Source organism: Luteitalea sp. TBR-22 (genome assembly GCF_016865485.1).
Taxonomy (GTDB): Bacteria; Acidobacteriota; Vicinamibacteria; order Vicinamibacterales; family Vicinamibacteraceae; genus Luteitalea.
Map to the genome: position 1 here is coordinate 3,677,160 of NZ_AP024452.1, position 20,594 is coordinate 3,697,753.

A 20,594-nucleotide genomic window follows, 5' to 3' on the forward strand; every position below is an offset into this window, starting at 1 on the left:
CAGGCTCCTCAGCGACCGACCGGCGGCCGGGCAGCGGCGCCAGGGCGAGCGGGCGCCGCGTCGGCGGGCGGCTCGATGTCGCCCATCGGGAACGTGGCGCGCACGGTGAACTTCATCAGGTCGGCCTGCCCGCGCCCGCTCTCGATCTCGCTGCTGACGATCTCGACGGGGCGGCTGAACACGCCGGAGTTCTCGAGGTTCCCGATCAGGTCCGACAGCGCGGTGAGCGTGGTCGTGCGGCCCTCGAGCGTGACGTCGGCGCCCGCCTGGTTGAGGGTCGTGAGCCACAGGCGGTCGGGCAGCTGCCTGCTGACCTGGTCCAGCAGGGTCACCGGCGAGCGCTGGCCCTTGCGGAGCTGCTCGATCAAGGCGACGCGCTGCTGCAACAGCGCCGTCTGGGCCTCGAACCGCGCGAGTTCCTCGGTGACGGCCTTGAGCCGCTGCTCTTCGGCGCGCGCCGCGGCCAGCTGGCGGTCGGCATTGCTCTGCTGCGCCTGCAGGTCGAGGTGCCGGTAGCCGGCAGCGGCCACGCACAGGGCGACCAGCGCAGCCCCGAGGATGTGGACCTTGTTGGCGCTCAGACCGGAGAACGCGGGCGCGGCGGTCCGCTGCTGTTCGCTGGCGAGGAGGTTGACGCGAATCATCGGTCCCCCTTCCTTCGGAGGGCGAGGCCAACGGCCACCGTGGCGGCGGCAGCAGCCTCCGACAGCACGGGCACGCCGAATTTGGCGGCGTCGAAGCTGACGGTCTTGAACGGGTCGAGCAACTCGACCGGGTATCCGAGGCGTTCCTGCAGGGCTTCCACGAGGCCGGCGACCTGCGAGGCCCCGCCGGTCACCATGAGCAGGTCGATGTGGTCGGCCCCGGTGGTGCCGCGGAAGAAGTCGAGCGTCTTCTGCACCTCGAGCAGCACGGCCTCGGTCACCATCTGGAGGCTCGGGCCGGTCTGCGTCGGGTCGAGGCCGTCGGCCGGATAACCGCGCTTGAGCAGGTCGGCGCTTTCCTGCGCGATCTGGAAGTCCTTCTGCAGGGCCTCGGTGTAGGCGTTACCGCCGATCGGCACGTCGCGGGTGAACAGCGACTGGTCGCCGCGGACGATGTTGATGTTGATGGCGCTGGCCCCGATGTTGAGCAGGGCGACGATCGCATCGCGGGTGCCGTAGTTGGCTTCGTAGGCGTTCTGCAGCGCGAAGGCATCGACGTCGACGATGGCCGGCAGCTTGCCGGCCTGCGCGATCACGCCGGTGTAGTCGGCGATCGTCTCCTTCTTGGCGGCCACCAGGAGGACGTCCATGGTGGCGCCGGCGGCGGCCTTGGGCGGCCGGCTCAGCACCTGGTAGTCCAGGTTGACGTCCTGGATGTCGAATGGGATGTACTGCTCGGCCTCCCAGGTGATGGAGGTCGACAGTTCGGCGTCGGTCATCGCCGGCAGCGTGATCTTCTTGACGATGACGGCGTTGCCGGACAGGGAGGCGGCGACCTCCTTGTTCTTGATGCCGAGGCGGTCGAACAGGCGACGGATCGCGTCGGCGACGGCGGTGCCGTCGATGATCGCGCCGTCGACGATGGTGTCGGGCGGCAACGGCTCGACGCCGAAGGCGACCACCTTCCAGCCCTTGCCCGAGGCCTTGAGCTCGACCGCCTTGATGGCGCTCGACCCGATGTCCAGCCCGACGACGGGTTTCTGTTTGCGGAACAGCACGCCGACCTCACCTGTGAATCCGGGAACTCCCACCGCTGGCGTCATGCCCGACGGCAGGTTCGTAACCGCCACACAGAGAGGCAAGGGCGGTGCCAACCAGAAATGCAATCGGCAGTCGCCCAAATTGCTCCACCGTGGCCGAATCCGCACGCGGAGGTCGTCGGTAGGCTGGCAGTTTTGTGACAGGGGGTGCCGGCGTAGCGACCATCGGCTACCCAAGGGCAGTCAGCCGCCGGGGCCTACTGAAGAGGTGGTATCGTCAGGGGTTGGAAAGTCTGGCGGTGGGGCGGGCGTGGGCCCGCGTACCAGGGTTCGGGGCGGCGGCGACGCCGCCTCACCGCGAAGTTGTTGACAGCCCTCGCATGAGGCGCGTATCCTCTCCTTTTGCTGTGTGTCAGCAAGGAGCAAAAGGGTCATCATGAGCACGTTCATTCCGAGCGCCAAGTCCATCGAGCGACGCTGGCACGTCATCGATGCGGCAGGCCAGTCGCTCGGGCGGGTGGCCAGCCTGGCCGCCAAGGTCCTGCAGGGCAAGCACAAGCCGACCTACACGCCGTACATCGACTGCGGTGATCACGTCGTCGTGGTCAACGCGGGCCAGGCCGTGCTGACCGGGCAGAAGGAAGAACAGAAGCTGTACCGGTATCACTCCGGTTACGAAGGTGGGTTGCGTGAAGAGCGCGCCAAGGACCTTCGGAAGCGTCGCCCGGCGCGCCTGATGGAGGAAGCCATCCGCGGGATGCTCCCCAAGACGAAGATGGGCGACCAGATGTACCGGAAGCTGAACGTCTACGAGCGCGCCGACCATCCGCACGCGGCGCAGAAGCCCCAGTCCCTCGAGGTCGAGTAACCACCGTGGCAGTCATCCAGTACTACGGCACCGGGCGTCGCAAGTCCTCGACGGCTCGTGTTTTCCTGCGCCCTGGCTCCGGCCAGATCACGATCAACCACAAGCCGATTGCCGACGCGGTCAACACCGAGTCGCTGCGCCTGCAGGTCCGCTCGCCGCTCGTGCTGACCGAGACCCTCGACAAGTTCGACGTGGTCGCGACGACCGCCGGTGGCGGCATCTCGGGCATGGCCGGCGCGCTGCGCCTGGGCATCGCGCGGGCGCTCTGCCTGTACAACGCAGAGCTGCGCGGGCGCCTGAAGAAGGCCGGCCTGCTGACGCGCGACCAGCGCGCCAAGGAACGCAAGAAGTACGGCCTGGCTGGCGCGCGCAAGCGCTTCCAGTTCAGCAAGCGCTAGTGCAGGACCCGGGAGCGACGCCGTCGCTCCCGGCGCAGGAAGCGAGTCCGGGCCATCCGCCCGGAACGTAACGACATGGGACGCAAGAGGCGTCCGAGAAGGTGTTGGAGGAAGCTTGACCCCGATCGCTGTCAAAGACCTGCTCGAGGCTGGTGTGCACTTCGGCCACCAGACCAAGCGCTGGAACCCGAAGATGAAGCCGTACATCTTCGGCGAGCGCAATGGCATCTACATCATCGACCTCGGCAAGACCGCGCGCCTGTTCCGCGACGCCGAGCAGTTCGTGATGCAGCTGGCCAGCGAGGGCCGGACGCTGCTGTTTGTCGGCACCAAGCGGCAGGCGCAGGAAGCGATTGCCGAGGAAGCCGCCCGCTGTGGCATGTACCACGTCAACCAGCGGTGGCTCGGCGGCCTCCTCACCAACTTCTCCACCATCCAGCGCTCGCTGGCGCGCCTGCGCGACCTCGAGGCCATGGAGACCGACGGCCGCTACGACATGCTGTCGAAGAAGGAGATCGCGCGGCTCGAGAAGGAGAAGCGCAAGCTCCAGAAGAACCTCGACGGCATCCGTCACATGGATCGCCTGCCCGACGCGGTGTTCATCGTCGACACCAAGCACGAGCAGATCGCCGTGGACGAGGCCCGCAAGCTGAAGATCCCGGTCATCGGCATCGTCGACACCAACTGCGATCCGGATCAGGTGAACTTCGCGGTGCCGGGCAACGACGACGCGCTCCGCGCCATCCGCCTCTTCGCCTCGCGCATCGCCGACGCGGTGATCGCGGGCCGTGGCGTCCGCGAGTCGGCGCAGGCCGAGGCGCCCGTGGTGGTCGGACCCGATGGCGAGGCCGTCGGCAAGTCCGGCGAGCCCCTGCGCGCCCAGCAGCGGCAGGCGCCTCGCGTCGCCGCCCCCAAGTCCGAACCCGCCACGCCGGCCTCGGTGTAATCGAGGCCGCCCGTCGCGGCGCTGTGTCCGAACGCCGGCCGACCGCAGTCTCGGCCGGCGTTTCGTGTGTCTGCCGGGGCGCCTGCCGGCGCTCCACTCTTCGTCCTCTTCCTGGAATCCACACCGATGGCAATCACCGCTGAGATGGTCAAGAACCTGCGCGAGCGTACCGGCGCGGGCATGATGGAGTGCAAGACGGCGCTCACCGAGAGCAACGGCGACGTCGAGGCCGCGATCGAGTACCTCCGCAAGCGCGGACTCGCGCAGGCCGCCAAGCGCGCCGGCCGCGTCGCGTCGGAGGGCGTGGTCGGCATCCGCCTCAACGACGACCGCACGCTCGGCGTCCTCGCCGAGGTGAACTGCGAGACCGACTTCGTGGCCCGCAACGACGGCTTCAAGGCCCTCGTCGAGGAGATCACGAACACGGTGTTCACGAGCGACCAGCCGCATGCCGCGCTGGTGGCCGCCGACGGCCCGATCGGGCAGCGCATCACGGCCGAGATCGCCAAGGTCGGCGAGAACATGGCCGTGCCGCGCACCGCGAAGCTGAGCGCCGACTACGTGGGCAGCTACAGCCACATGGGCGGCAAGATCGGCGTGCTGGTGCAGATCGACGGCGCGAAGGGCGAGGCGACGCAGCACGAAGCCTTCAAGGCGTTCGTGAACGAGCTCGCGATGCACATCGCCGCCGCCGCCCCGGCCTACACGACGCGCGCCGAGGTGCCGGCGGCCGACGTGGAGAAGGAGAAGGAGATCTACCGCGCGCAGATGGCCGAGTCCGGCAAGCCGGCCAACGTGATCGAGAAGATCATCGAGGGCAAGCTCGGCGCGTTCTACGAGCAGGTGTGCCTGGTGGACCAGCCCACGATCCGCGACCCGAAGGTGAAGGTGTCGCAGGCCGTCGAGGCCGTCTCGAAGGCCATCGGCGCGCCGGTGGCCATCAAGGGCTTCGCGCGCTTCAAGGTCGGCGAGGCGAGCCAGGCGTAAGCAGGCTCAGGGCTCAAGGCTCAGGGCTCAGAAACACCACGGGCGCCTCCTCACCGGGGCGCCCGTTCTGCGTTTGGTGTCTCGCGGGTTGCGCTCCAAGCCTCGAGTGCTGAGCAGTCAGCGTGCTGGATGCTCTCTGAGCCTTGAGCCCTGAGCCGTGAGCCCGTCGTCACCACCGAGCGCTCCCCTGCCGCCCGTCGTGCGTCTGCGCGGTTATAATCTCGCCCGGCATGTCGTCACGTCCCGCGTACTCCCGCGTCCTTCTCAAGCTGTCCGGCGAAGCACTCATGGGTGACCAGGGCTATGGTGTCGACCCCGCCGTGGTCACTCGCATCGCCGAGGACGTGGCCGAGATCCGCGCCATCGGCGTCCAGGTCGCGATCGTCATCGGTGGCGGCAACATCTTCCGCGGCATGGCCGGCAGCGCCCGCGGCATGGATCGCGCGACCGCCGACTACATGGGCATGCTCGCGACGGTGATGAACGGCCTCGCGCTGCAGGACGGCCTCGAGCACCACGGCGTGCCGACGCGGGTGCTGACCGCCATCGAGATGCGCGCGGTGGCCGAGCCCTTCATCCGACGCCGTGCCATCCGCCACCTCGAGAAGGGTCGCGTGGTGGTGTTTGCCGCCGGCACCGGCAACCCGTACTTCACGACCGACACGGCTGCCGCGCTGCGCGCGATGGAGGTCAAGGCCGACGTCATCATGAAGGCGACCAAGGTCGACGGCATCTACACCGCCGACCCCAAGAAGGACCCCACTGCCACCCGGTACGATCGCATCACCTACCTGCAGGTCCTCGAGCAGGGGCTGCAGGTGATGGACGCGACGGCGATCTCCCTCTGCATGGACAACAAGATGCCCATCGTGGTGCTCGACCTGAACGCACGCGGCAGCATGCGCCGCGCGATCATGGGCGAGCCGGTGGGCTCGCTGGTCACGGCCTGAACACGGAGCAGGACACACGACGATGGACGTCTCGGATCTGAAGTCGCTGTACGACGAGTCGCGCAAGCGCATGGGCGCGGTGGTCGATCACCTCAAGCGCGAGATGACGGGCGTGCGCACCGGTCGCGCCTCGACGGCGCTGCTCGACAACGTGCACGTCGAAGCCTACGGCACCTCGATGCCGCTCAACCAGGTGGCGCAGCTGTCGGTGCCAGAGTCGACGCTGATCGTCGCGCAGCCCTTCGATCAGAGCCTGATGGGCGCGATCGAGAAGGCGATCCGCGCCGCCAACCTCGGGCTCAACCCCGCCAACGACGGCAAGGTCGTGCGCATCCCCCTCCCCGCCCTGACCGAGGAGCGCCGCAAGGAACTCACCAAGGTGATCCACAAGCTGGCCGAGGAAGCCCGCAATGGGGTGCGCCAGGTGCGTCGCGACGCCAACGACCGCCTGAAGAAGCTGCTCAAGGACTCGGCCATCTCCGAGGACGACGAGCGCCGCGGGCTCGACGAGGTGCAGAAGATGACCGACCAGCACGTGCACCTGATCGACGACCTGCAGAAGAAGAAGGACCAGGAACTCCTCACGGTGTGACCCGCCCCACCGTCGCCATCCTCTTCACCGGCGGCACGATCTCGATGCGCATCGACGCGCGATCGGGATCGGCCGTCCCGGCCATGCGCGGCGACGACATCCTCGCGCACGTCCCGCAGCTGGCCGACGTCGCCGACATCGAGCTCGAGGACGTCTCGCAGCTCCCCGGCCCGCACGTCACTCCCGAACACATGTGGCGACTGGCCCGCCGCGTCGCCGCCTGGCTCGAACGTCCCGACATCGACGGCGTCGTCGTCACGCACGGTACCGACACGCTCGAGGAGACCGCGTACTTCCTCGACATCGCGTTGCGCACCGACAAGCCGGTGGTGCTGGTCGGGGCGATTCGCACGATGTCCGAGCCGAGCTGGGACGGGCCGGCCAACCTCGTGCACGCCGTCCAGGTCGCCGGCGCCGCCGACTCGCGTGGGCGCGGCGTGATGGTGGCCATGAACGAGCAGATCCTGTCGGCTCGGGAGGTCGAGAAGGTGCACACCGAGGCCGCGGCGTCGTTCCAGTCCCGCGAGTTCGGCCCGGTGGGCGTCGTCGATGCCGGCGTGGTGCGCTACCTGCGCGACACGCCACGTGAGCGGGCCTGGAGCGACCCGGAGGCCGATGGGCTGCTGCGGGTGCGACGACTCGAGCCCGACGTGGACCTCATCAAGGTCGCGGCGGGCGCCGACGGGCGCTTCGTGCGCTGCTCTTTGGCCAGTGGCGCCAAGGGCCTGGTGATCGAGGCGCTGGGACGCGGCAACGTGCCGCCCGCGATGCTCGACGACCTGGCCGCGGCGGTGCGGGCCGGCCTGCCGGTGGTGCTGACCTCGCGCTGCGGCGCCGGGAGCGTGCGCGAGCGCTACGGTTACGAGGGCGGTGGCCGCGGCCTGCGCGACCTGGGACTCATCTTCGCCGGCCGCCTCAGTGGCGTGAAGGCGCGCATCAAGCTGATGCTGGCGCTGGGCCACACGCACGATCACGAGGCGCTGCGCGCGATTTTCGATGACCCGATGGCGTGACGCGGGCCCAGGGCTCAGGGCTCAGGGCTCAGGGCTCAAGGCTCAAGGCTCAGAGAGCATTCTGCACGGCAAGGACGACGAAAACGGGCGCCCCGGTGAGGGGGCGCCCGTGGTGTTTCTGAGCCCTGAGGCGTGAGCCCTGAGCCTACTCGTCCCCGAAGCTGATCCCGAGCGACTTGGCGGTGCGGACGACGTCGCCGTCGGCCGGGACGAGGCGCATCTTGCCGCCGACGTCGGCCAGGGGCACCGACCCGATTTCGGGCGGGTGGAAGGCGACCATGCGGTCGCTCTCGCCCTTCATCAGCAGTTCGACGGCCATCGCGCCGAAGCGCGTGGCGAGCATGCGATCGAAGCTGGTGGGCGACCCGCCGCGCTGCAGGTGCCCGAGCACCACCGTGCGCGTCTCCTTGCCGGTGAGCTTCTCGAGTTCCGCCGCGATGCGGTGCCCGACGCCACCGAGCCGCTCCACGTAGCCGCCGTCGGCCGCCTTGACGAGCGACACCTTGCCGCCCTTGGGCACGGCGCCCTCGGCGACCACCACGATGCTGAACTTGGCGCCGAAGGAATCACGCTCCTTGATTCGCCGCGCGACGGTCTCGATGTCGTACGGAATCTCCGGGATCATGATCACGTCGGCACCGCCGGCCACGCCCGAGTAGAGCGCGATCCAGCCGGCGTACCGGCCCATCACCTCGACGACCATGACGCGCTGGTGCGCCTGCGCGGTCGTGTGGAGGCGATCGATGGCGTCGGTGGCGAAGGTGACCGCCGTGTCGAAGCCGAAGCAGTTGGTCGTGCCGACGATGTCGTTGTCGATCGTCTTGGGCACGCCGATGATCGGCATCCCCTTCTTGTTGAACTCGTGCGCGATGGAGAGCGTCCCATCGCCGCCGATGACGACCACGCCGTCGATCTTCAGCTTGTGGAACATCTCCATGCAGCGCTCCGCGTAGTCGCGCGGGCCGTCGGAGGTCTCGATCGGCTTGAGGAACGGGTTGCCGCGGTTGACCGTGCCGAGGATCGTGCCGCCGAGGCGCAGGATGCCCGTCACGTTGCGCGGCGTGAGCACGGTGTGGCGGTTGGTCTCGAGCAGCCCATCGAAGCTGTTCTCGAGGCCGAGGCACTCGATGCCGTGGTTGTACGACGACTTGACCACGGCGCGGATGACCGCGTTCAGGCCGGGGGCATCCCCGCCACCGGTGAGTACACCAATCCGACGGACCTTGCTCATACGAAGACGTCTATCCTCTGGAGTGATCGGGAAATCCGGCGCTCGCGCACACGGAAGACTGCTGAAGTATAAACGCAAACCGGGCGCGCCCCGCCGGGAGCGCGCCCCATGACAGAGCCGACCGTGCGTGCCGCCTCAACGCGGCTGGCGACGCGTCACCTGATCCCAGAGGGTCGCCGCGCCACCACCGACCGCCGCGCCGATGAGCGCGCCCTTCTTGCCGCCGGTGGCTGCGCCCACGCCGGCCCCGACACCTGCCGCCGAGCCGATGATGAGCGCGCTCTTCTGCCACGAACGCCGCGACGGCCGCTGGATCTCCTCCACGTCGTCGTACACGACCCGGCGCGCTGCCGGACGGCGCACGACGGTCCGCACCGGGGCGGGACGCGGATCACTCGACCAGGCGACGGGGGCGGGTGCCACGGCCATCGGAGCCGCCGCAGGAACCACCATGGGCGCATAGGCGGGCGGCGCCGCCGCCCCGGGCGCCGGCGCGAGCGCCGCCTGCACCGCCGGGCCGGGGGCCGTCACGCACTCGACCTGCGGGACGAGGGTGTTGCCAACGACCACCTGTCGGAGGAGCGGCTGCTGCCCGGTCGGGCAGGACAGGAGCACCGGGGACGACGCCGCGGCCGTTGTCGGCGGCGGCATGGTCGTCGTGGCCGACGGTGCGGGGGCGCAGGCGCCTGCGACGAGCAGCATGGCCACAGCGGGCAGGGCACGGGGTGCGACGATGCGGGGAAGGAACGACATCTGGCCTCCTCGGCGGCTCAAGGCTCGGGACACGTCATCCACGTCCCGAGAGGCTGCCTGCCCTCCTTGCACCAAGGCGCGTGCCAGCGCCGTTGGCCTCTCCGGGCGGCAGGCCGGGGCCTCGGGAGTGACGCATGCCGGTCGAGGTGCGACCTGACGGCGACACCTCGACCGGCGATCGCGCCCCAGGGACCGGCCAGTTGGTCCCTGAGGCGCCATGGCCGCCTACCCGCGACGCCTCGATGCCGTCATGGCGAGGAGCGCCCCGCCGACCAGCATGAGAGACGTGGGTTCCGGCACGTCGCCTCCCCCCGTGTCGCCACCGTCCCTGGGGCCGACGCCGCCGAGCCGGATTTGCCGAACGTCCTGCAGCGCCCCGTTGGTGAGGATCAGCACCGTGTCGATGGCATCGCCTTCGGTCGCCTTGATCCCGAAGAAGTTCTGTCCACCGGCGTTGACGCCGAACTGGAAGGTGTAGGTCTCCCCGAGCGCGCTGAGGGCCTTGATGGTGGCCACCCCATCGGCGCCCGCGTTGAGGTTCGCCTCGAACTCGGTGAAGTACAGGGCCGGGTCGAGCGCATCGACAAGCAAGCGGTCGAATCCGGTGCCGGCTTCGTCCTCGACGCGCGCCTGCCCCGCGGCCGGCGTCACCAGGTCGACCGTGCCCGTCAGGTTGAAGATCGTTGCGGTCTGGTTGGTCGCCCCCTGCACCATCAGGCCGGGGCCACTCAACAGCCCGTCACCGTTGAAGAGCAGGTTCTCGTCGGGTTGGACGAAGTTGGGTGCCGCCAGGAACAGCAGCGCAGCGTCGGCCTGGGTTGCCATGCCGAACATCAGGGCGCCCGTGCACAGCGCGGGGGTGAGTAGACGAAGCATCGACGTGTGTCCACCTCCTGGGCCTGGAACAGGCCCGGTCCAGAAGGAGCAATGCACGTGCCGATGACCACTGCGCCCGCAGCCTGCACGCCGGCCTCCCGGTGTGATGCAGACGGCATCACCGCGCGAGCCGGCCATGCAGGTCAGGTAAGCGGAAGCGCACGCGGCAGCCCGACGGCGAGCCGGCCGGCGCCGCGAACCTACCGGCCCTGTCGACGGGCAGAAACGACGAACGCCGCACCGGCCAGTGGCTCGTGCGGCGTCATGAGGAGATTTGGTGGACGGCAGGAGGCTCGAACTCCCGACCTCCGCGTTGCGAACGCGGCGCTCTCCCAGCTGAGCTAGCCGCCCACTCCCTGTCGAGCGGCCCCGGGCGGGGCCGCGTCGGCCTCAGGCAGCGTCACCGCGCCTCGACCGAACGCAGAGTGTAGCACACTCGAGGGGGCCTTGGGCCTTGGGCCTTGGGCCTTGGGCCTTGGGCCTTGGGCCTTGGGCCTTGGGCCTTGGGCCTTGGGCCTTGGGCCTGCATTAGGCATTCGGCATCCTGCATTAGGCATTCGGCATTCGGCATTTCTATAATGCCCCTACCGTGCCCATCTTCGAATACCGCTGCGACCACTGCGGCCACCGCTTCGAAGCCATCGTCCTGAACGGCAAGCAGCCCGAGCTGTGCCCGGCCTGTGAGCACCCCGAGCTCCGCAAGCAGATCTCGACCTTCGCAGCACATGCGGGCGGTTCGGCGGTCGCCGCCGCCCCGGGTGCCTGCGGCAGTTGCGGCGACCCGCGTGGTCCCGGCAGCTGCCGCATGCACTGAGCCCGGAGCCGAGCCCTGTTCCACCTCCGCCGCCGCTCTGCCGTCGCCGTCGCCGATGCGCTCGACCACCTGGCCGGCCTGTCGCGCGCGCTCGGGCGCACCCACGACGCCGCTCACTGGGCCCGCGTCTCGACCGCGATCCGGCGCATCGCCGACCATCAGTCGCGCACGCCGTGGAGCCTCATCCGCCGCTCGCTCGACTCCCAGGGCCTGTTGACCGCCCGCGACGCGGAGTTGCTCGAGCGGCTGCGCCGCATCGACCACGACGAGATCGCGCTCCTGCACCGCCGGCTCCCGGCCGGCGCGCGCGCCTTGATCCGCCACGGGCAGCATCCCCTGCGCCACCGGGTCGCCGACGAGGATCTCCTCCTGGACGCCGACCTGGCCCGCCACCTGCCCGACGAGCTGGTCGACGCGCTCATCCCGCCCGACGCCGACGAGGGACACGTGCCGCTGGGACGCGCGTGGATGCAGGCCAAGCAGGCCCGCAAGGAGCTGGCGGCGGCCGCTGGCGCCCCGGAGGCATGGCACCTGCTCGGCGGACTCAGGCGGACCGACCCGCTGAGCCCTGACGTGGCCGTCCTGGCCGTGACCGCCGACCCGGAGGGCTGGGTGCGACGCGTGGTGGACACGTTGCCACGCGAGGTACTGGTCGTGGCCGGGTCGCGTGGGGTCGCCCTGGCCGCCGACCCGGAGCCGATCGTCGTGCACGCGACGACTCCCGATGCGGCGCCGACGAGCCTGCTCTGGTACACGGGGCCGCGCCTGCACGTCCGCGCCCTTGCCGCACGGGCCACCGCGCGCGGCTTCACGCTGTCGCGCGATGCGCTACTCGAGGGCGATGCCGCGGTGCCCGTCGTCGACGAGGCCGCCGTGTACGAGAGGCTGGGGTTGCCCCTGGTGCCCGTGGAGTTGCGCGGCCGCCCCGACATCCTGGCCACCGCCGACGCCGGGAACCTGCCGACCCTGATCGAAGTGGCGGACATCCGCGGCGACCTGCACATGCACACGGTGTACAGCGACGGCCGCGACAGCGTGGCCGGCATGGTGCACGCCGCACGAGCGCTCGGCTATCGCTACATGGCGATCACCGATCATTCCCCGACGTCGCGCGCGTCGCGGGTGCTGAGCCTGGAACGGCTCGCCGAGCAAGCCGAAGAGATCGCCGCAGTGCGGGCGCTGGTCCCCGACATCACCATCCTGCAGGGCATCGAGTGCGACATCCAGGAGGACGGCAGCCTCGACGTCCCCGATTCCGTGCTCGAACGCCTCGACATCGTGCTGGCCTCGATGCACGAGAGCTTCGGCCACTCGCCGGCGCGCATCCTGCAACGCTACGAACGGGTCCTGGCCCATCCGCTCGTGAACGTGATCACCCATCCCGCCAACCGGTCGCCCGGGCGACAACCCGGCTACGCCCTGGCCTTCGCGCGTCTGTTCGAAGAGGCCGCGCGCACGGGGACGGCGGTCGAGATCGACGGCGCCCCGGGCCACCTCGACCTGGACGCGCCGCTGGCCGAGCTCGCCGCGTCGATCGGCGCGCCGATCCTCGTGGACAGCGACTGCCACATGGCCGAGCGGCTCGGGCGGCAGATGCGGTTCGGCGTCGGGTTGGCCCGGCGCGCCGGGCTGACCAGGGCGCAGGTGCTCAACACGGGCAACGTCGACGCCATCCGGGCGTTCGTGGCCGCCAAGCGAACGGGCCGCCGCTGAGGCGGCGCACGGGACACGACCATGCACACGAGACGCTTCTTCCTGTCGGCCGCCTGCCTGGGCCTCGCGACGATCGCCGGTCCTGCCGAGGTACTGGCGCAGGGAACGGGTGACGCACTCGCCCGCTCCATCCAGGCGCACTATCAGCAGGTGAAGGACTTCACGGCTGCCTTCGAGCAGTCGTACGTGGGCGGGGCCCTGAAACGGCGCACCGTCGAGCGGGGGACAGTGGCCATCCGGAAGCCGGGCCGGATGCGGTGGGACTACGAAGCGCCGGAGAAGAAGCTGTTCGTCGCCGACGGCATGCGGATGTACTTCTACGTGCCCGCCGATCGGCAGGTGCGCGTGAGCGCCATGCCCGAAGCCGGACGGGTGCCGACGCCGATCCTCTTTCTGGCGGGCCGCGGCGACCTCCTGCGCGACTTCACCGTCGAGGAAGTCCAGGCTCCGATGGTCGGCACCCGCGCCCTGAAGCTGCGGCCGGTGCGCAAGGAGCCCGAGTACGAGACCCTCACGCTGGTGGTCGACGCGACGACCTTCGTGATGCGCCAGTTGATCGTCGTCGACGGCCAGGGAGGCACTTCCACGTTCAGCTTCACCAATCTGCGCGAGAATGTCGGCGTGGCCGAGGGCAAGTTCCGCTTCTCCATGCCGAAGGGCGTCGATGTCGTCACGCAGGAGTGAGTCGCGGCGGCGCCTGCCCGGGGCGCGCCTGGTCGCGGTGGCCGTTCTCGTCCTGGCGACCGCCTGTGCCAGCGCGCCCAAGCCCTACAAGGTCGGGGAGTTGGCCGAGCAGCGCGAGGACTTCGATCAGGCAATCGTCGCCTACACGCAGGCGGCGGTGGCCGACCCCGACAACCGGGAAGTCACCACCGCATTGAAGCGAGCGAAGCTGCGCGCCTCGGCCGCGCACTACGCGAAGGGCCGCCGACTCTCGGGCGCGGGCAAGTACGAGGAGGCGCTCGTCGAGTTCCAGCTGGCGCTCGAGCTCAATCCCGCCAACGGCGACGCCGAGGGCGCCGTCCGCGAGATGCGGACCGCGCTGCGGACCAAGATGGCGGTGCGCAAGGAAGGCACCACGCAACTGGAGTCGCTGATCAGTCGCGCGCGGGCCCTGCCGCCGCAGGGTCGCGACCTGCCCGACGTCACGGTGCCCGACTCGCTGGTCTTCCGCGACGCCGGCAGCCGCGACGTGCTGACGTCGCTGGCGCGATTTGCCGACATCAGCGTCGTGTTCGACCCCCAGTTCCGCAGCGTGCCGCTGTCGATCGACCTGCGCGGCGCGACGCTCCCGACGGCGCTCGACGCGATCGGCCGGGCCACCGGCACGTTCTGGCGCACGACCGCCCCGCGCACCGTCACCGTCGTGCCCGACACGGCAGCCAAGCGACGCGAATACGAGGAAGAGGTCATCCGCACGTTCTACCTGAGCAACGCGGACCTCAAGGAGACGCTCGACCTGCTGCGCATCGTCGTCGACGCGCGGCGCCTCTCCCCCATCACCGCGACCAACGCCATCTCGATCAAGGACACGCCGGAGCGCATCGAGGCAGCCTCGCGGCTGATTGCGGCCATCGACAAGGCCCGCGCCGAGGTGGTCATCGACGTCGAACTGCTCGAGATCGACCGCACCCGCTTCAAGCAGTACGGCATCCAGATCCTCTCGCCGGGCACCGATGGCGTCGGTATCGGCGGCCAGGTGGACATCAACCAGGAGGGCGGCCTGACGCTCGAACAGCTGACCAACCTGGGCAAGGGCGACATCTTCTTCACGAACCTGCCGGGCCTCTACTACCGCCTGCTCAAGCAGGACAGCGACACGCGCACGCTGGCCAATCCACAGCTGCGTACGTCGGACGGCCTGCCGGCCCAGGCCAAGTTCGGCGAGGAAGTGCCGGTGCCGCAGGTCACCTTCGCGCCGATCGCGACCGGTGGCGTGAACCAGCAGCCCATCACGTCGTTCACCTACCGCAACGTCGGCGTGAACATCGACATCACGCCGCGCACCCATCACAACGACGACGTGACGCTGGCGGTGAAGATCGAGGTGAGCAGCCTGTCAGGCACCGGCTACTCGGGACTGCCGACGTTCGGCACCCGGTCGATCACGACGACGATTCGGCTGCGCGACGGCGAGACCAACCTGCTGGCCGGCTTGATCCGCGACAACGAACGCACGGTGCTCAAGGGCATCCCCGGCCTCAGCGACATCCCGGTGGTCGGCAAGATCTTCGCGAGCAACGAGCGCGAGACCCAGCAGACCGACGTGGTGCTGATGCTGACGCCGCGGATCATCCGCGTGCTCGACCTCGACGAGGACGACCTGCGTCCGTTCCTCGCCGGCCGCAGCGGCGGCCCGGCCTCGGGCGGCTTCGACGTGCCGCCGACCGTCACGCCCCTGCCCTTGCGCCCGTCGCAGCCCGCGGCGGCCCCGCCCGACGGCGACGGGCCCGGCGCGCAGTTCCCGCAACTACCGGCGATTCCCGAGCAGCGCACCTTGCCGGCGCCGCGCCCGACGCCGGTCCCGCCGACGACGACGCCGCCACGCTGACGACGTCTGACGCCGGACGCTTCAGGTTCGGCATTCGGCGTTCGGCGTCACTCACGCGCGACCTGCGCGCCGAGCGCGGCGAGTCGCTCGACGACCTGCGCGTAGCCGCGTTCGACGGTTTCGAGCGGGCCGACCACGCTCTCGCCTTCGGCCGCCAACCCGGCGGCAATCAGCGCCATCCCGGATCGCAGATCACGCGTGTCGAGTTGTCGTCCGCGCAAGGGTGTCGGTCCGGTCACCACCATCCGGTGCGAGTCGCACAGGAAGATGTCGGCTCGCATGCCGCTCAGTTGCTCGAGCGCGAACAGGCGCAGTTCGTACATCCAGTCGTGAATCAGTGTGCGGCCCTCGGCCTGCGTGGCCAGCACCGTGAACAGGCTGACCATGTCGCTCGGGAATGCAGGCCACAGGCCGGTGACCAGGCGGCCCATGCCCACGCACCGCCCCGGCCTGACCTGGACGCGACCGCCGTCGACGGTGCAGGGCACCTGCATCCGCCTGAGCACGGACACGATCGGCTCCATGTCCTCGGCCTCGGCGCCGCGCACGTCGAGGCTGCCGCGCGTCACCGCGCCGACCACGGCCCATGTCCCGGCCTCGATGTAGTCGCCGCGCAGCGTGTGGACGGCGCCGTGCAACCTCGACACGCCATGGATCCTCAGCCGCGAGGTGCCTGCGCCCTCGATCTGCGCGCCCATGGCGATGAGCAACTGGCACAACTCGACCACGTGTGGCTCCGTCGCGACGTGGCGGATGTCGCTCGTGCCCGTGGCGGTCGCCGCCGCCAGCAGCGCCAGTTCGGTGGCCGTGACCGACGCCTCGTCCATGTAAAACGAGGCCCCGACCAGGCCGTCGGGCGCCTCGAAGGCGTGCGCCCCGCCGCCCACGCGACGGGCGCCCAGCGCGGCGAGCGCCTGCTCGTGCGTGGCAATCGTCCGGCGCGACGGGAAATCTCCGCCCGGGGGCGCCAGTTGTACGCGTCCCCGGCGCGCCAGCAGCGGGCCGAGCAGCAACACGGACGCACGGACGCGACCGACCAGGCGCGGGTCGGGCTCGGTGCCCGGCCGCTCGGGGCCGCGCAGCACCAGCGTGCCGGTGCCGCGGCCCTCGACCGTGCTGCCCAGTCCCTCGAGCAGGTCGAGAAGCACCTCGACGTCGCCGATGCGCGGCACGTTGTGCAGCGTGACCGGCTCGGTCGTCAGCAACGATGCGACGATCAGCGGCAGCGCCGCGTTCTTGTTGCCCTCCACCGTGACGATGCCCTCGAGCGGTCGTCCACCCTCTATGCGCAGCACGGACATGTCAGCGATGCCTTTCCGATGAATCGGCCCAGTCGCCGAGGTACACGATCTCTTCCTCGAGCCTGACGCCGGTGCCGGCGTGCACGGCGTCGCGGCAGCGCTCCACGAGGCCGCGGATGTCGGCGGCCGTCGCGCCGGGCCGGGCGACGATGAAGTTGGCGTGAAGCGGCGAGACCTGCGCCCCACCGGCCTGCTCGCCCTTGAGGCCCGCCTTGTCGATCAACGCTCCCGCCGACCGGGGCACCCCGTCGGGCACCGGCGCCTCCGGCCCCGGGTTCTGGAAGATGCAGCCCGCGCTGGCCTGGTGCAGGGGCTGGGTGCGCTTCCTGAACGCCAGCGACTCGCGCGCCACGAGCCGCAACTGCTCCGGGGCGGCGCCGGGCGCGACGTCGAACACCACCGACAGCGCGACCTCGCCGGAATGCTGCAGTCGGCTGCGGTCGTACCCGAAGGCCATGTCGGCCGCCGGCACGTCGACGACCGCGCCCGACGGCTGCAGCAGGCGGACCTCCCGCACGTGCTCGCTGATCAGGCGGCCCTGGAAATGGGCGTTGCCGCAGATGGCGCCCCCGACCGTGCCGGGCGTGCCCGCCCACGACTCGAGGCCAGCGAGCCCGCGGCCGACCATCCACCGGACCAGGCCGTTGATCGTCACGCCCGCATCCGCGCGCACGCCATCGTCGCCCTCGGCCCGCACCTCCCCGCCGTGCATGCGCAACACGATGCCGCGCGCGCCGCGGTCGGCCACCAGCACGTTGGAGCCCCCACCCAGCACGGTGATCGGAAGATCGTGGGCGCGTGCAATCGCCGCCGTAGCCACCGCGTCGGCGGCGGTAGCCACCGTCACCAGTACCTCCGCCGGACCACCCACCCGCATCGTCGTGAGACGCGCCAATGGTACGTCGACCTCTACCTGCCCGGCCGTCAGGGACTTCCGCAGGGCGGCCACCACCGCGGCCCGCTGCTCTCGCGTCACGTCCACCTCCATGGTTCCATGGCCAGAAGGGCCCGCATCGCCTCGGCACGCGTGGTCGGCGCGAAGCGGACCTCGTCGCCGGGAGCACGCTGGGCGACATGCGGCAGGTCGGCGGTGATCACCACGGCGACGACCGGATACCCGCCCGTGGTCTGCCGCTCGGCCAGCAGGAGCACGGGCGCCCCCGACGGCAGCACCTGCACGGCTCCGGTCACGGTGCCCGACGACGAACGCTGCGGCATCGCGAGCGCGACCGGCGGCCCTTCGAGCGGGCAGGCCATCCGTGTGGCCGACGAGGCGACGCGGTAGGTACCGGCGCAGAGGGCAGCGTAGGCGTGGGAGGCATGCTCGACGTCGGGTCCCGGGAGGACGCGGAGCACCGGAGACGGCGCCGGCGAAGGCGCCACGTCGGAACGCGGCGCGCCAATCATGCGCGACGCGACCGCGAGTCGCGAGCCATCGGCCAGCGCGCCCCGGCGTGGCAGCAGGGGCCAGGCGCTGCGACTCCCGAGCACGAGCGGCACGTCGAAGCCGCCGCGCACGGCCAGGTAGGCGCGCGCGCCGGCACGCCGCGCGCCGAACGCCAGCACACCGCCATCGGCGATCCCGAACCGCGTCTCCATCGGCACGGCTCGCCCGTCGACGGTGAGGGCGAACGGCGCGCCGGTGACGGCCGCCTGCAGCGGACCGACGGCGCGGTACGTGCCGCCGACCAGCGTGATCTCGAGCGCTGCCTCGCCGGCCGCGTTGCCGACCAGCGCATTGGCGCGATGCAGCGCCGGCAGGTCGAGTGCCCCTCCCACGGGCACCCCGAGGTGCTGCAGGCCCCAGCGCCCCTCGTCCTGCAGGGTGGTGTGCAGGCCGGCGCGCGTCAGTTGCAGCGCGTCAGGCATCGGCGTCGACGAGGCGCACGCGCATCCCGGGCGCAAGGACCGCCGGCGGGACGCGCGCCGGATCGAAGAGGGCACCGTCGGTCCGGCCGACCAGGTGCCATCCCCCCGGACTTTCCCACGGATAGATGCCGACGTACTCGCCCGCGATCGCCACCGAGCCAGCCGGCACGCACGCTCGCGGGGTCTGTCGACGCGGAAGACGCAGCCCGGCATCGAGCGGCCCGAGGTACGGGAACCCGGGCAGGAAGCCCACGAAGTGCACCACCAGATCCGCACGCGTGAGCCGGCGCACGACATCGGCCGCGGGCAGCCCGCATGCGCGGGCGACGTCGTCGAGGTCGGGCCCGGCCGCGCCGCCGAAGGTCACCACGAACTCACTGGTCGCCGACGGGGTCGAGGTCGGGATGGCCGACGTGGCAGCACGCGCCAGGGCGCGCTCGACCAGGCCGACGTCACATCGGCGGGGGTCGAGGTGCACCACGAGGTCGCGCATGCCGGGCACCACGTCCCGCACACCGACGATCGCGGCGGCCCGCACCGCGTCGGCCAGCACGTGCACGCGCGCGTTGGCGTCGAGGGGCGACTCGTCGAGCACGCGCACCGCCAGCGCGCTGTCACCGACGAACGCCAGTTGCCAGTGCTCGCTCACCCCTGAGGCCCGGCGCCAAGCGCCTCGAGCAGCCGCGCGTGGATGTCGTCGAAGCCGCCGTTGGACATGACCACCACGAGGTCGCCCTCGCGGGCCTCCTGCGCGACGGTCGCGATGATGTGCGCGGTGCCGTCGATGTGGCGAGCCCGCCGGCCTGAGGCGAGCAGGGCGTCCACCAGTCCGGGCACCGACAGTCGTTCCTCGGGCGGCAGGTTCGTGCGGTAGGCCGAGGCAATCACCACCTCGTCGGCATCGCCGAAGGCCCCGGCGAAGGCGTCCTGGAACACACGTCGACAACTCGATGCCGACCGCGGCTCGAAGACGGCCCAGATGCGCGCGCCGGGATGGGCGCGCCGCACGCCCCGCAGCGTCTCGGCAATCGCCGTCGGGTGGTGAGCGAAGTCGTCGTACACCGAGACACCGCGCGCCGTGCCCCGCAGTTCCATCCGACGCTTGACGCCGGCGAACCGCGACATCCCCTCGGCAGCCAGCGCGAACGGCACGCCTCGCGTCGCGGCGACGGCGAGCGCCGCGAGCGCGTTGCGCACGTTGTGCTCGCCGGTCATCGGCACGGTCGCATCGCCCAGCACCTCACCGCGCCTGACCACCTCGAAGGTGGTCGCCGTTGCCGACGGCCGCAGCGCGCGCGCCTGCCAGTCGGCGCCGGCCGTCAGCCCGAAGGTCTCCACCTGCCCGTATGCCGAGCGGCGCAGCGACGCGGCCACCGGGTCGTCGGCGCCGAGCAGGACGCGACCGTTCGACGGCACCAGGCGCAGCAACCGCGTGAACGCGGTGACGATGGCCTCGAGATCGGCGTAGATGTCGGCGTGATCGAACTCGACGTTGTTGACGATGACCGTGTGCGGCACGTACTTGAGGAACTTGGCGGTCTTGTCGAAGAACGCGCTGTCGTACTCGTCGCCCTCGATCACGAAGTCGCGGCCGTGCCCGAGCCTGTAGCTGGCCTCGAAGTTCGCGGCGATGCCGCCCACCAGCAGCGACGGATCGAGCCCGGCGTGGGTGAGGACCCAGGCTACCAGGCTCGTCGTGGTGGTCTTGCCGTGCGTGCCGCTGACGACGATGGGATGACGCTCCCAGAGGAACTCGTCGCGGATGCGCTCGGGCAGCGAGCAGTAGCGCTGCCGGCGCGCGAGCACCGCCTCGAGCTCGGGGTTGCCGCGCGAGATCGCGTTGCCCACCACCACGAGGTCGGCCGAGGGATCGACGTGCTCGGCGGCGTATCCCTCGTGGACCTCGATGGCCTCGGCGCGCAGGAAGTCGCTCATCGGCGGGTACACGCCGGCATCCGAGCCGGTCACGCGGTGGCCGCGCCGCTGCAGCATCGCCGCGAGCGTCGCCATCGCGGTGCCCGCCACGCCGATCAGGTGGATGTGCACGT

21 protein-coding genes and 1 tRNA gene are annotated in these 20,594 nt (G+C 70.5%); 11 read left to right on the top strand and 11 right to left on the bottom strand.

Translation table 11 applies throughout. From position 1 onward, the window contains the following. Nucleotides 1–8 precede the first annotated feature (8 nt). Complete coding sequence (locus TBR22_RS15320; protein WP_239488717.1) at nucleotides 9–644, bottom strand: PilN domain-containing protein; 636 nt, start codon at nucleotides 642–644, stop codon at nucleotides 9–11. Next, on the bottom strand, nucleotides 641–1,702 hold the full coding sequence (gene pilM / locus TBR22_RS15325; protein ID WP_239488718.1) for a type IV pilus biogenesis protein PilM: 1,062 nt from the start codon (nucleotides 1,700–1,702) through the stop codon (nucleotides 641–643). Before pilM ends, TBR22_RS15320 begins: the two co-directional genes overlap by 4 nt. Nucleotides 1,703–2,120: 418 nt before the next feature. On the opposite strand from pilM, the gene rplM reads away from it, so the two are divergent. From rplM to TBR22_RS15360, 7 genes are all read left to right on the top strand, one after another. Then, nucleotides 2,121–2,552 carry a 50S ribosomal protein L13 gene (gene rplM, locus TBR22_RS15330; RefSeq protein WP_239488719.1) on the top strand — a complete coding sequence of 144 codons (432 nt, stop codon included), beginning with the start codon at nucleotides 2,121–2,123 and terminating at the stop codon, nucleotides 2,550–2,552. A gap of 5 nt (nucleotides 2,553–2,557) precedes the next feature. Further along, nucleotides 2,558–2,950: a 30S ribosomal protein S9 gene (gene rpsI, locus TBR22_RS15335; protein ID WP_239488720.1), complete on the top strand. Its 393-nt coding sequence runs from the start codon at nucleotides 2,558–2,560 to the stop codon at nucleotides 2,948–2,950. A gap of 115 nt (nucleotides 2,951–3,065) precedes the next feature. Further along, nucleotides 3,066–3,896: a 30S ribosomal protein S2 gene (rpsB, locus tag TBR22_RS15340; RefSeq protein ID WP_370651347.1), complete on the top strand. Its 831-nt coding sequence runs from the start codon at nucleotides 3,066–3,068 to the stop codon at nucleotides 3,894–3,896. Nucleotides 3,897–4,022: 126 nt separating this feature from the next. Continuing rightward, nucleotides 4,023–4,883 carry a translation elongation factor Ts gene (gene tsf, locus TBR22_RS15345; protein WP_239488721.1) on the top strand — a complete coding sequence of 287 codons (861 nt, stop codon included), beginning with the start codon at nucleotides 4,023–4,025 and terminating at the stop codon, nucleotides 4,881–4,883. A 230-nt stretch (nucleotides 4,884–5,113) separates the two neighbouring features. Continuing rightward, nucleotides 5,114–5,833 carry a UMP kinase gene (pyrH, locus tag TBR22_RS15350; protein WP_239488722.1) on the top strand — a complete coding sequence of 240 codons (720 nt, stop codon included), beginning with the start codon at nucleotides 5,114–5,116 and terminating at the stop codon, nucleotides 5,831–5,833. A 22-nt stretch (nucleotides 5,834–5,855) separates the two neighbouring features. Beyond that, the gene (frr, locus tag TBR22_RS15355; RefSeq protein WP_239488723.1) at nucleotides 5,856–6,425 is read left to right on the top strand and encodes a ribosome recycling factor; all 570 of its coding nucleotides are present in this window, start codon (nucleotides 5,856–5,858) and stop codon (nucleotides 6,423–6,425) included. Continuing rightward, nucleotides 6,422–7,438 carry an asparaginase gene (locus TBR22_RS15360; protein ID WP_239488724.1) on the top strand — a complete coding sequence of 339 codons (1,017 nt, stop codon included), beginning with the start codon at nucleotides 6,422–6,424 and terminating at the stop codon, nucleotides 7,436–7,438. The genes frr and TBR22_RS15360 overlap by 4 nt, the downstream gene beginning before the upstream one ends. 145 nt (nucleotides 7,439–7,583) lie before the next feature. Here the strand turns inward: TBR22_RS15360 and TBR22_RS15365 are convergent, their stop codons facing one another. From TBR22_RS15365 to TBR22_RS15380, 4 genes are all read right to left on the bottom strand, one after another. Next, nucleotides 7,584–8,669: a 6-phosphofructokinase gene (locus TBR22_RS15365; protein WP_239488725.1), complete on the bottom strand. Its 1,086-nt coding sequence runs from the start codon at nucleotides 8,667–8,669 to the stop codon at nucleotides 7,584–7,586. A 135-nt stretch (nucleotides 8,670–8,804) separates the two neighbouring features. Continuing rightward, nucleotides 8,805–9,422: a hypothetical protein gene (locus TBR22_RS15370; protein WP_239488726.1), complete on the bottom strand. Its 618-nt coding sequence runs from the start codon at nucleotides 9,420–9,422 to the stop codon at nucleotides 8,805–8,807. 225 nt (nucleotides 9,423–9,647) lie between these two features. Next, complete coding sequence (locus TBR22_RS15375; RefSeq protein WP_239488727.1) at nucleotides 9,648–10,298, bottom strand: PEP-CTERM sorting domain-containing protein; 651 nt, start codon at nucleotides 10,296–10,298, stop codon at nucleotides 9,648–9,650. 275 nt (nucleotides 10,299–10,573) lie between these two features. Further along, a tRNA-Ala gene (locus tag TBR22_RS15380) sits at nucleotides 10,574–10,649 on the bottom strand. 238 nt (nucleotides 10,650–10,887) lie between these two features. Between TBR22_RS15380 and TBR22_RS15385 the strand changes: the two genes are divergently transcribed. From TBR22_RS15385 to TBR22_RS15400, 4 genes are all read left to right on the top strand, one after another. After that, nucleotides 10,888–11,112, top strand: coding sequence for a zinc ribbon domain-containing protein (locus tag TBR22_RS15385; RefSeq protein WP_239488728.1), 225 nt, complete (start codon nucleotides 10,888–10,890; stop codon nucleotides 11,110–11,112). Between the two features lie 213 nt (nucleotides 11,113–11,325). Further along, nucleotides 11,326–12,825: a PHP domain-containing protein gene (locus TBR22_RS15390; RefSeq protein WP_239488729.1), complete on the top strand. Its 1,500-nt coding sequence runs from the start codon at nucleotides 11,326–11,328 to the stop codon at nucleotides 12,823–12,825. Nucleotides 12,826–12,846: 21 nt separating this feature from the next. Further along, nucleotides 12,847–13,509, top strand: coding sequence for an outer membrane lipoprotein chaperone LolA (gene lolA / locus TBR22_RS15395; RefSeq protein WP_239488730.1), 663 nt, complete (start codon nucleotides 12,847–12,849; stop codon nucleotides 13,507–13,509). Next, complete coding sequence (locus TBR22_RS15400; protein ID WP_239488731.1) at nucleotides 13,490–15,376, top strand: secretin N-terminal domain-containing protein; 1,887 nt, start codon at nucleotides 13,490–13,492, stop codon at nucleotides 15,374–15,376. Before lolA ends, TBR22_RS15400 begins: the two co-directional genes overlap by 20 nt. A gap of 47 nt (nucleotides 15,377–15,423) precedes the next feature. Here TBR22_RS15400 and murA read toward each other — a convergent pair whose 3' ends face one another. The 5 genes from murA to mpl are packed head-to-tail and all read right to left on the bottom strand — an operon-like array spanning nucleotide 15,424 to nucleotide 20,592. Continuing rightward, nucleotides 15,424–16,677, bottom strand: a complete 1,254-nt coding sequence (gene murA, locus TBR22_RS15405) for a UDP-N-acetylglucosamine 1-carboxyvinyltransferase (protein ID WP_239488732.1) — start codon at nucleotides 16,675–16,677, stop codon at nucleotides 15,424–15,426. Nucleotide 16,678: 1 nt separating this feature from the next. Beyond that, entirely contained in the window at nucleotides 16,679–17,665 is a 987-nt protein-coding gene (gene murB / locus TBR22_RS15410; RefSeq protein WP_239488733.1) for a UDP-N-acetylmuramate dehydrogenase, read from the bottom strand. After that, nucleotides 17,650–18,546 carry a biotin-dependent carboxyltransferase family protein gene (locus TBR22_RS15415; RefSeq protein ID WP_239488734.1) on the bottom strand — a complete coding sequence of 299 codons (897 nt, stop codon included), beginning with the start codon at nucleotides 18,544–18,546 and terminating at the stop codon, nucleotides 17,650–17,652. The genes murB and TBR22_RS15415 overlap by 16 nt, the downstream gene beginning before the upstream one ends. Further along, the gene (gene pxpB / locus TBR22_RS15420) at nucleotides 18,539–19,195 is read right to left on the bottom strand and encodes a 5-oxoprolinase subunit PxpB (protein WP_239488735.1); all 657 of its coding nucleotides are present in this window, start codon (nucleotides 19,193–19,195) and stop codon (nucleotides 18,539–18,541) included. The genes TBR22_RS15415 and pxpB overlap by 8 nt, the downstream gene beginning before the upstream one ends. After that, nucleotides 19,192–20,592: a UDP-N-acetylmuramate:L-alanyl-gamma-D-glutamyl-meso-diaminopimelate ligase gene (gene mpl / locus TBR22_RS15425; RefSeq protein WP_239488736.1), complete on the bottom strand. Its 1,401-nt coding sequence runs from the start codon at nucleotides 20,590–20,592 to the stop codon at nucleotides 19,192–19,194. The genes pxpB and mpl overlap by 4 nt, the downstream gene beginning before the upstream one ends. Nucleotides 20,593–20,594: the final 2 nt, after the last annotated feature.

Coding starts and splice junctions, on each gene's coding strand:
- TBR22_RS15370 (WP_239488726.1), bottom strand. CDS start 9,422: ATGTCGTTCCTTCCCCGCATCGTCGCACCCCGTGCCCTGCCCGCTGTG.
- lolA (WP_239488730.1), top strand. CDS start 12,847: ATGCACACGAGACGCTTCTTCCTGTCGGCCGCCTGCCTGGGCCTCGCG.
- tsf (WP_239488721.1), top strand. CDS start 4,023: ATGGCAATCACCGCTGAGATGGTCAAGAACCTGCGCGAGCGTACCGGC.
- TBR22_RS15375 (WP_239488727.1), bottom strand. CDS start 10,298: ATGCTTCGTCTACTCACCCCCGCGCTGTGCACGGGCGCCCTGATGTTC.
- murA (WP_239488732.1), bottom strand. CDS start 16,677: ATGTCCGTGCTGCGCATAGAGGGTGGACGACCGCTCGAGGGCATCGTC.
- TBR22_RS15320 (WP_239488717.1), bottom strand. CDS start 644: ATGATTCGCGTCAACCTCCTCGCCAGCGAACAGCAGCGGACCGCCGCG.
- rplM (WP_239488719.1), top strand. CDS start 2,121: ATGAGCACGTTCATTCCGAGCGCCAAGTCCATCGAGCGACGCTGGCAC.
- murB (WP_239488733.1), bottom strand. CDS start 17,665: ATGGAGGTGGACGTGACGCGAGAGCAGCGGGCCGCGGTGGTGGCCGCC.
- TBR22_RS15365 (WP_239488725.1), bottom strand. CDS start 8,669: ATGAGCAAGGTCCGTCGGATTGGTGTACTCACCGGTGGCGGGGATGCC.
- TBR22_RS15400 (WP_239488731.1), top strand. CDS start 13,490: ATGTCGTCACGCAGGAGTGAGTCGCGGCGGCGCCTGCCCGGGGCGCGC.
- TBR22_RS15415 (WP_239488734.1), bottom strand. CDS start 18,546: ATGCCTGACGCGCTGCAACTGACGCGCGCCGGCCTGCACACCACCCTG.
- pyrH (WP_239488722.1), top strand. CDS start 5,114: ATGTCGTCACGTCCCGCGTACTCCCGCGTCCTTCTCAAGCTGTCCGGC.
- frr (WP_239488723.1), top strand. CDS start 5,856: ATGGACGTCTCGGATCTGAAGTCGCTGTACGACGAGTCGCGCAAGCGC.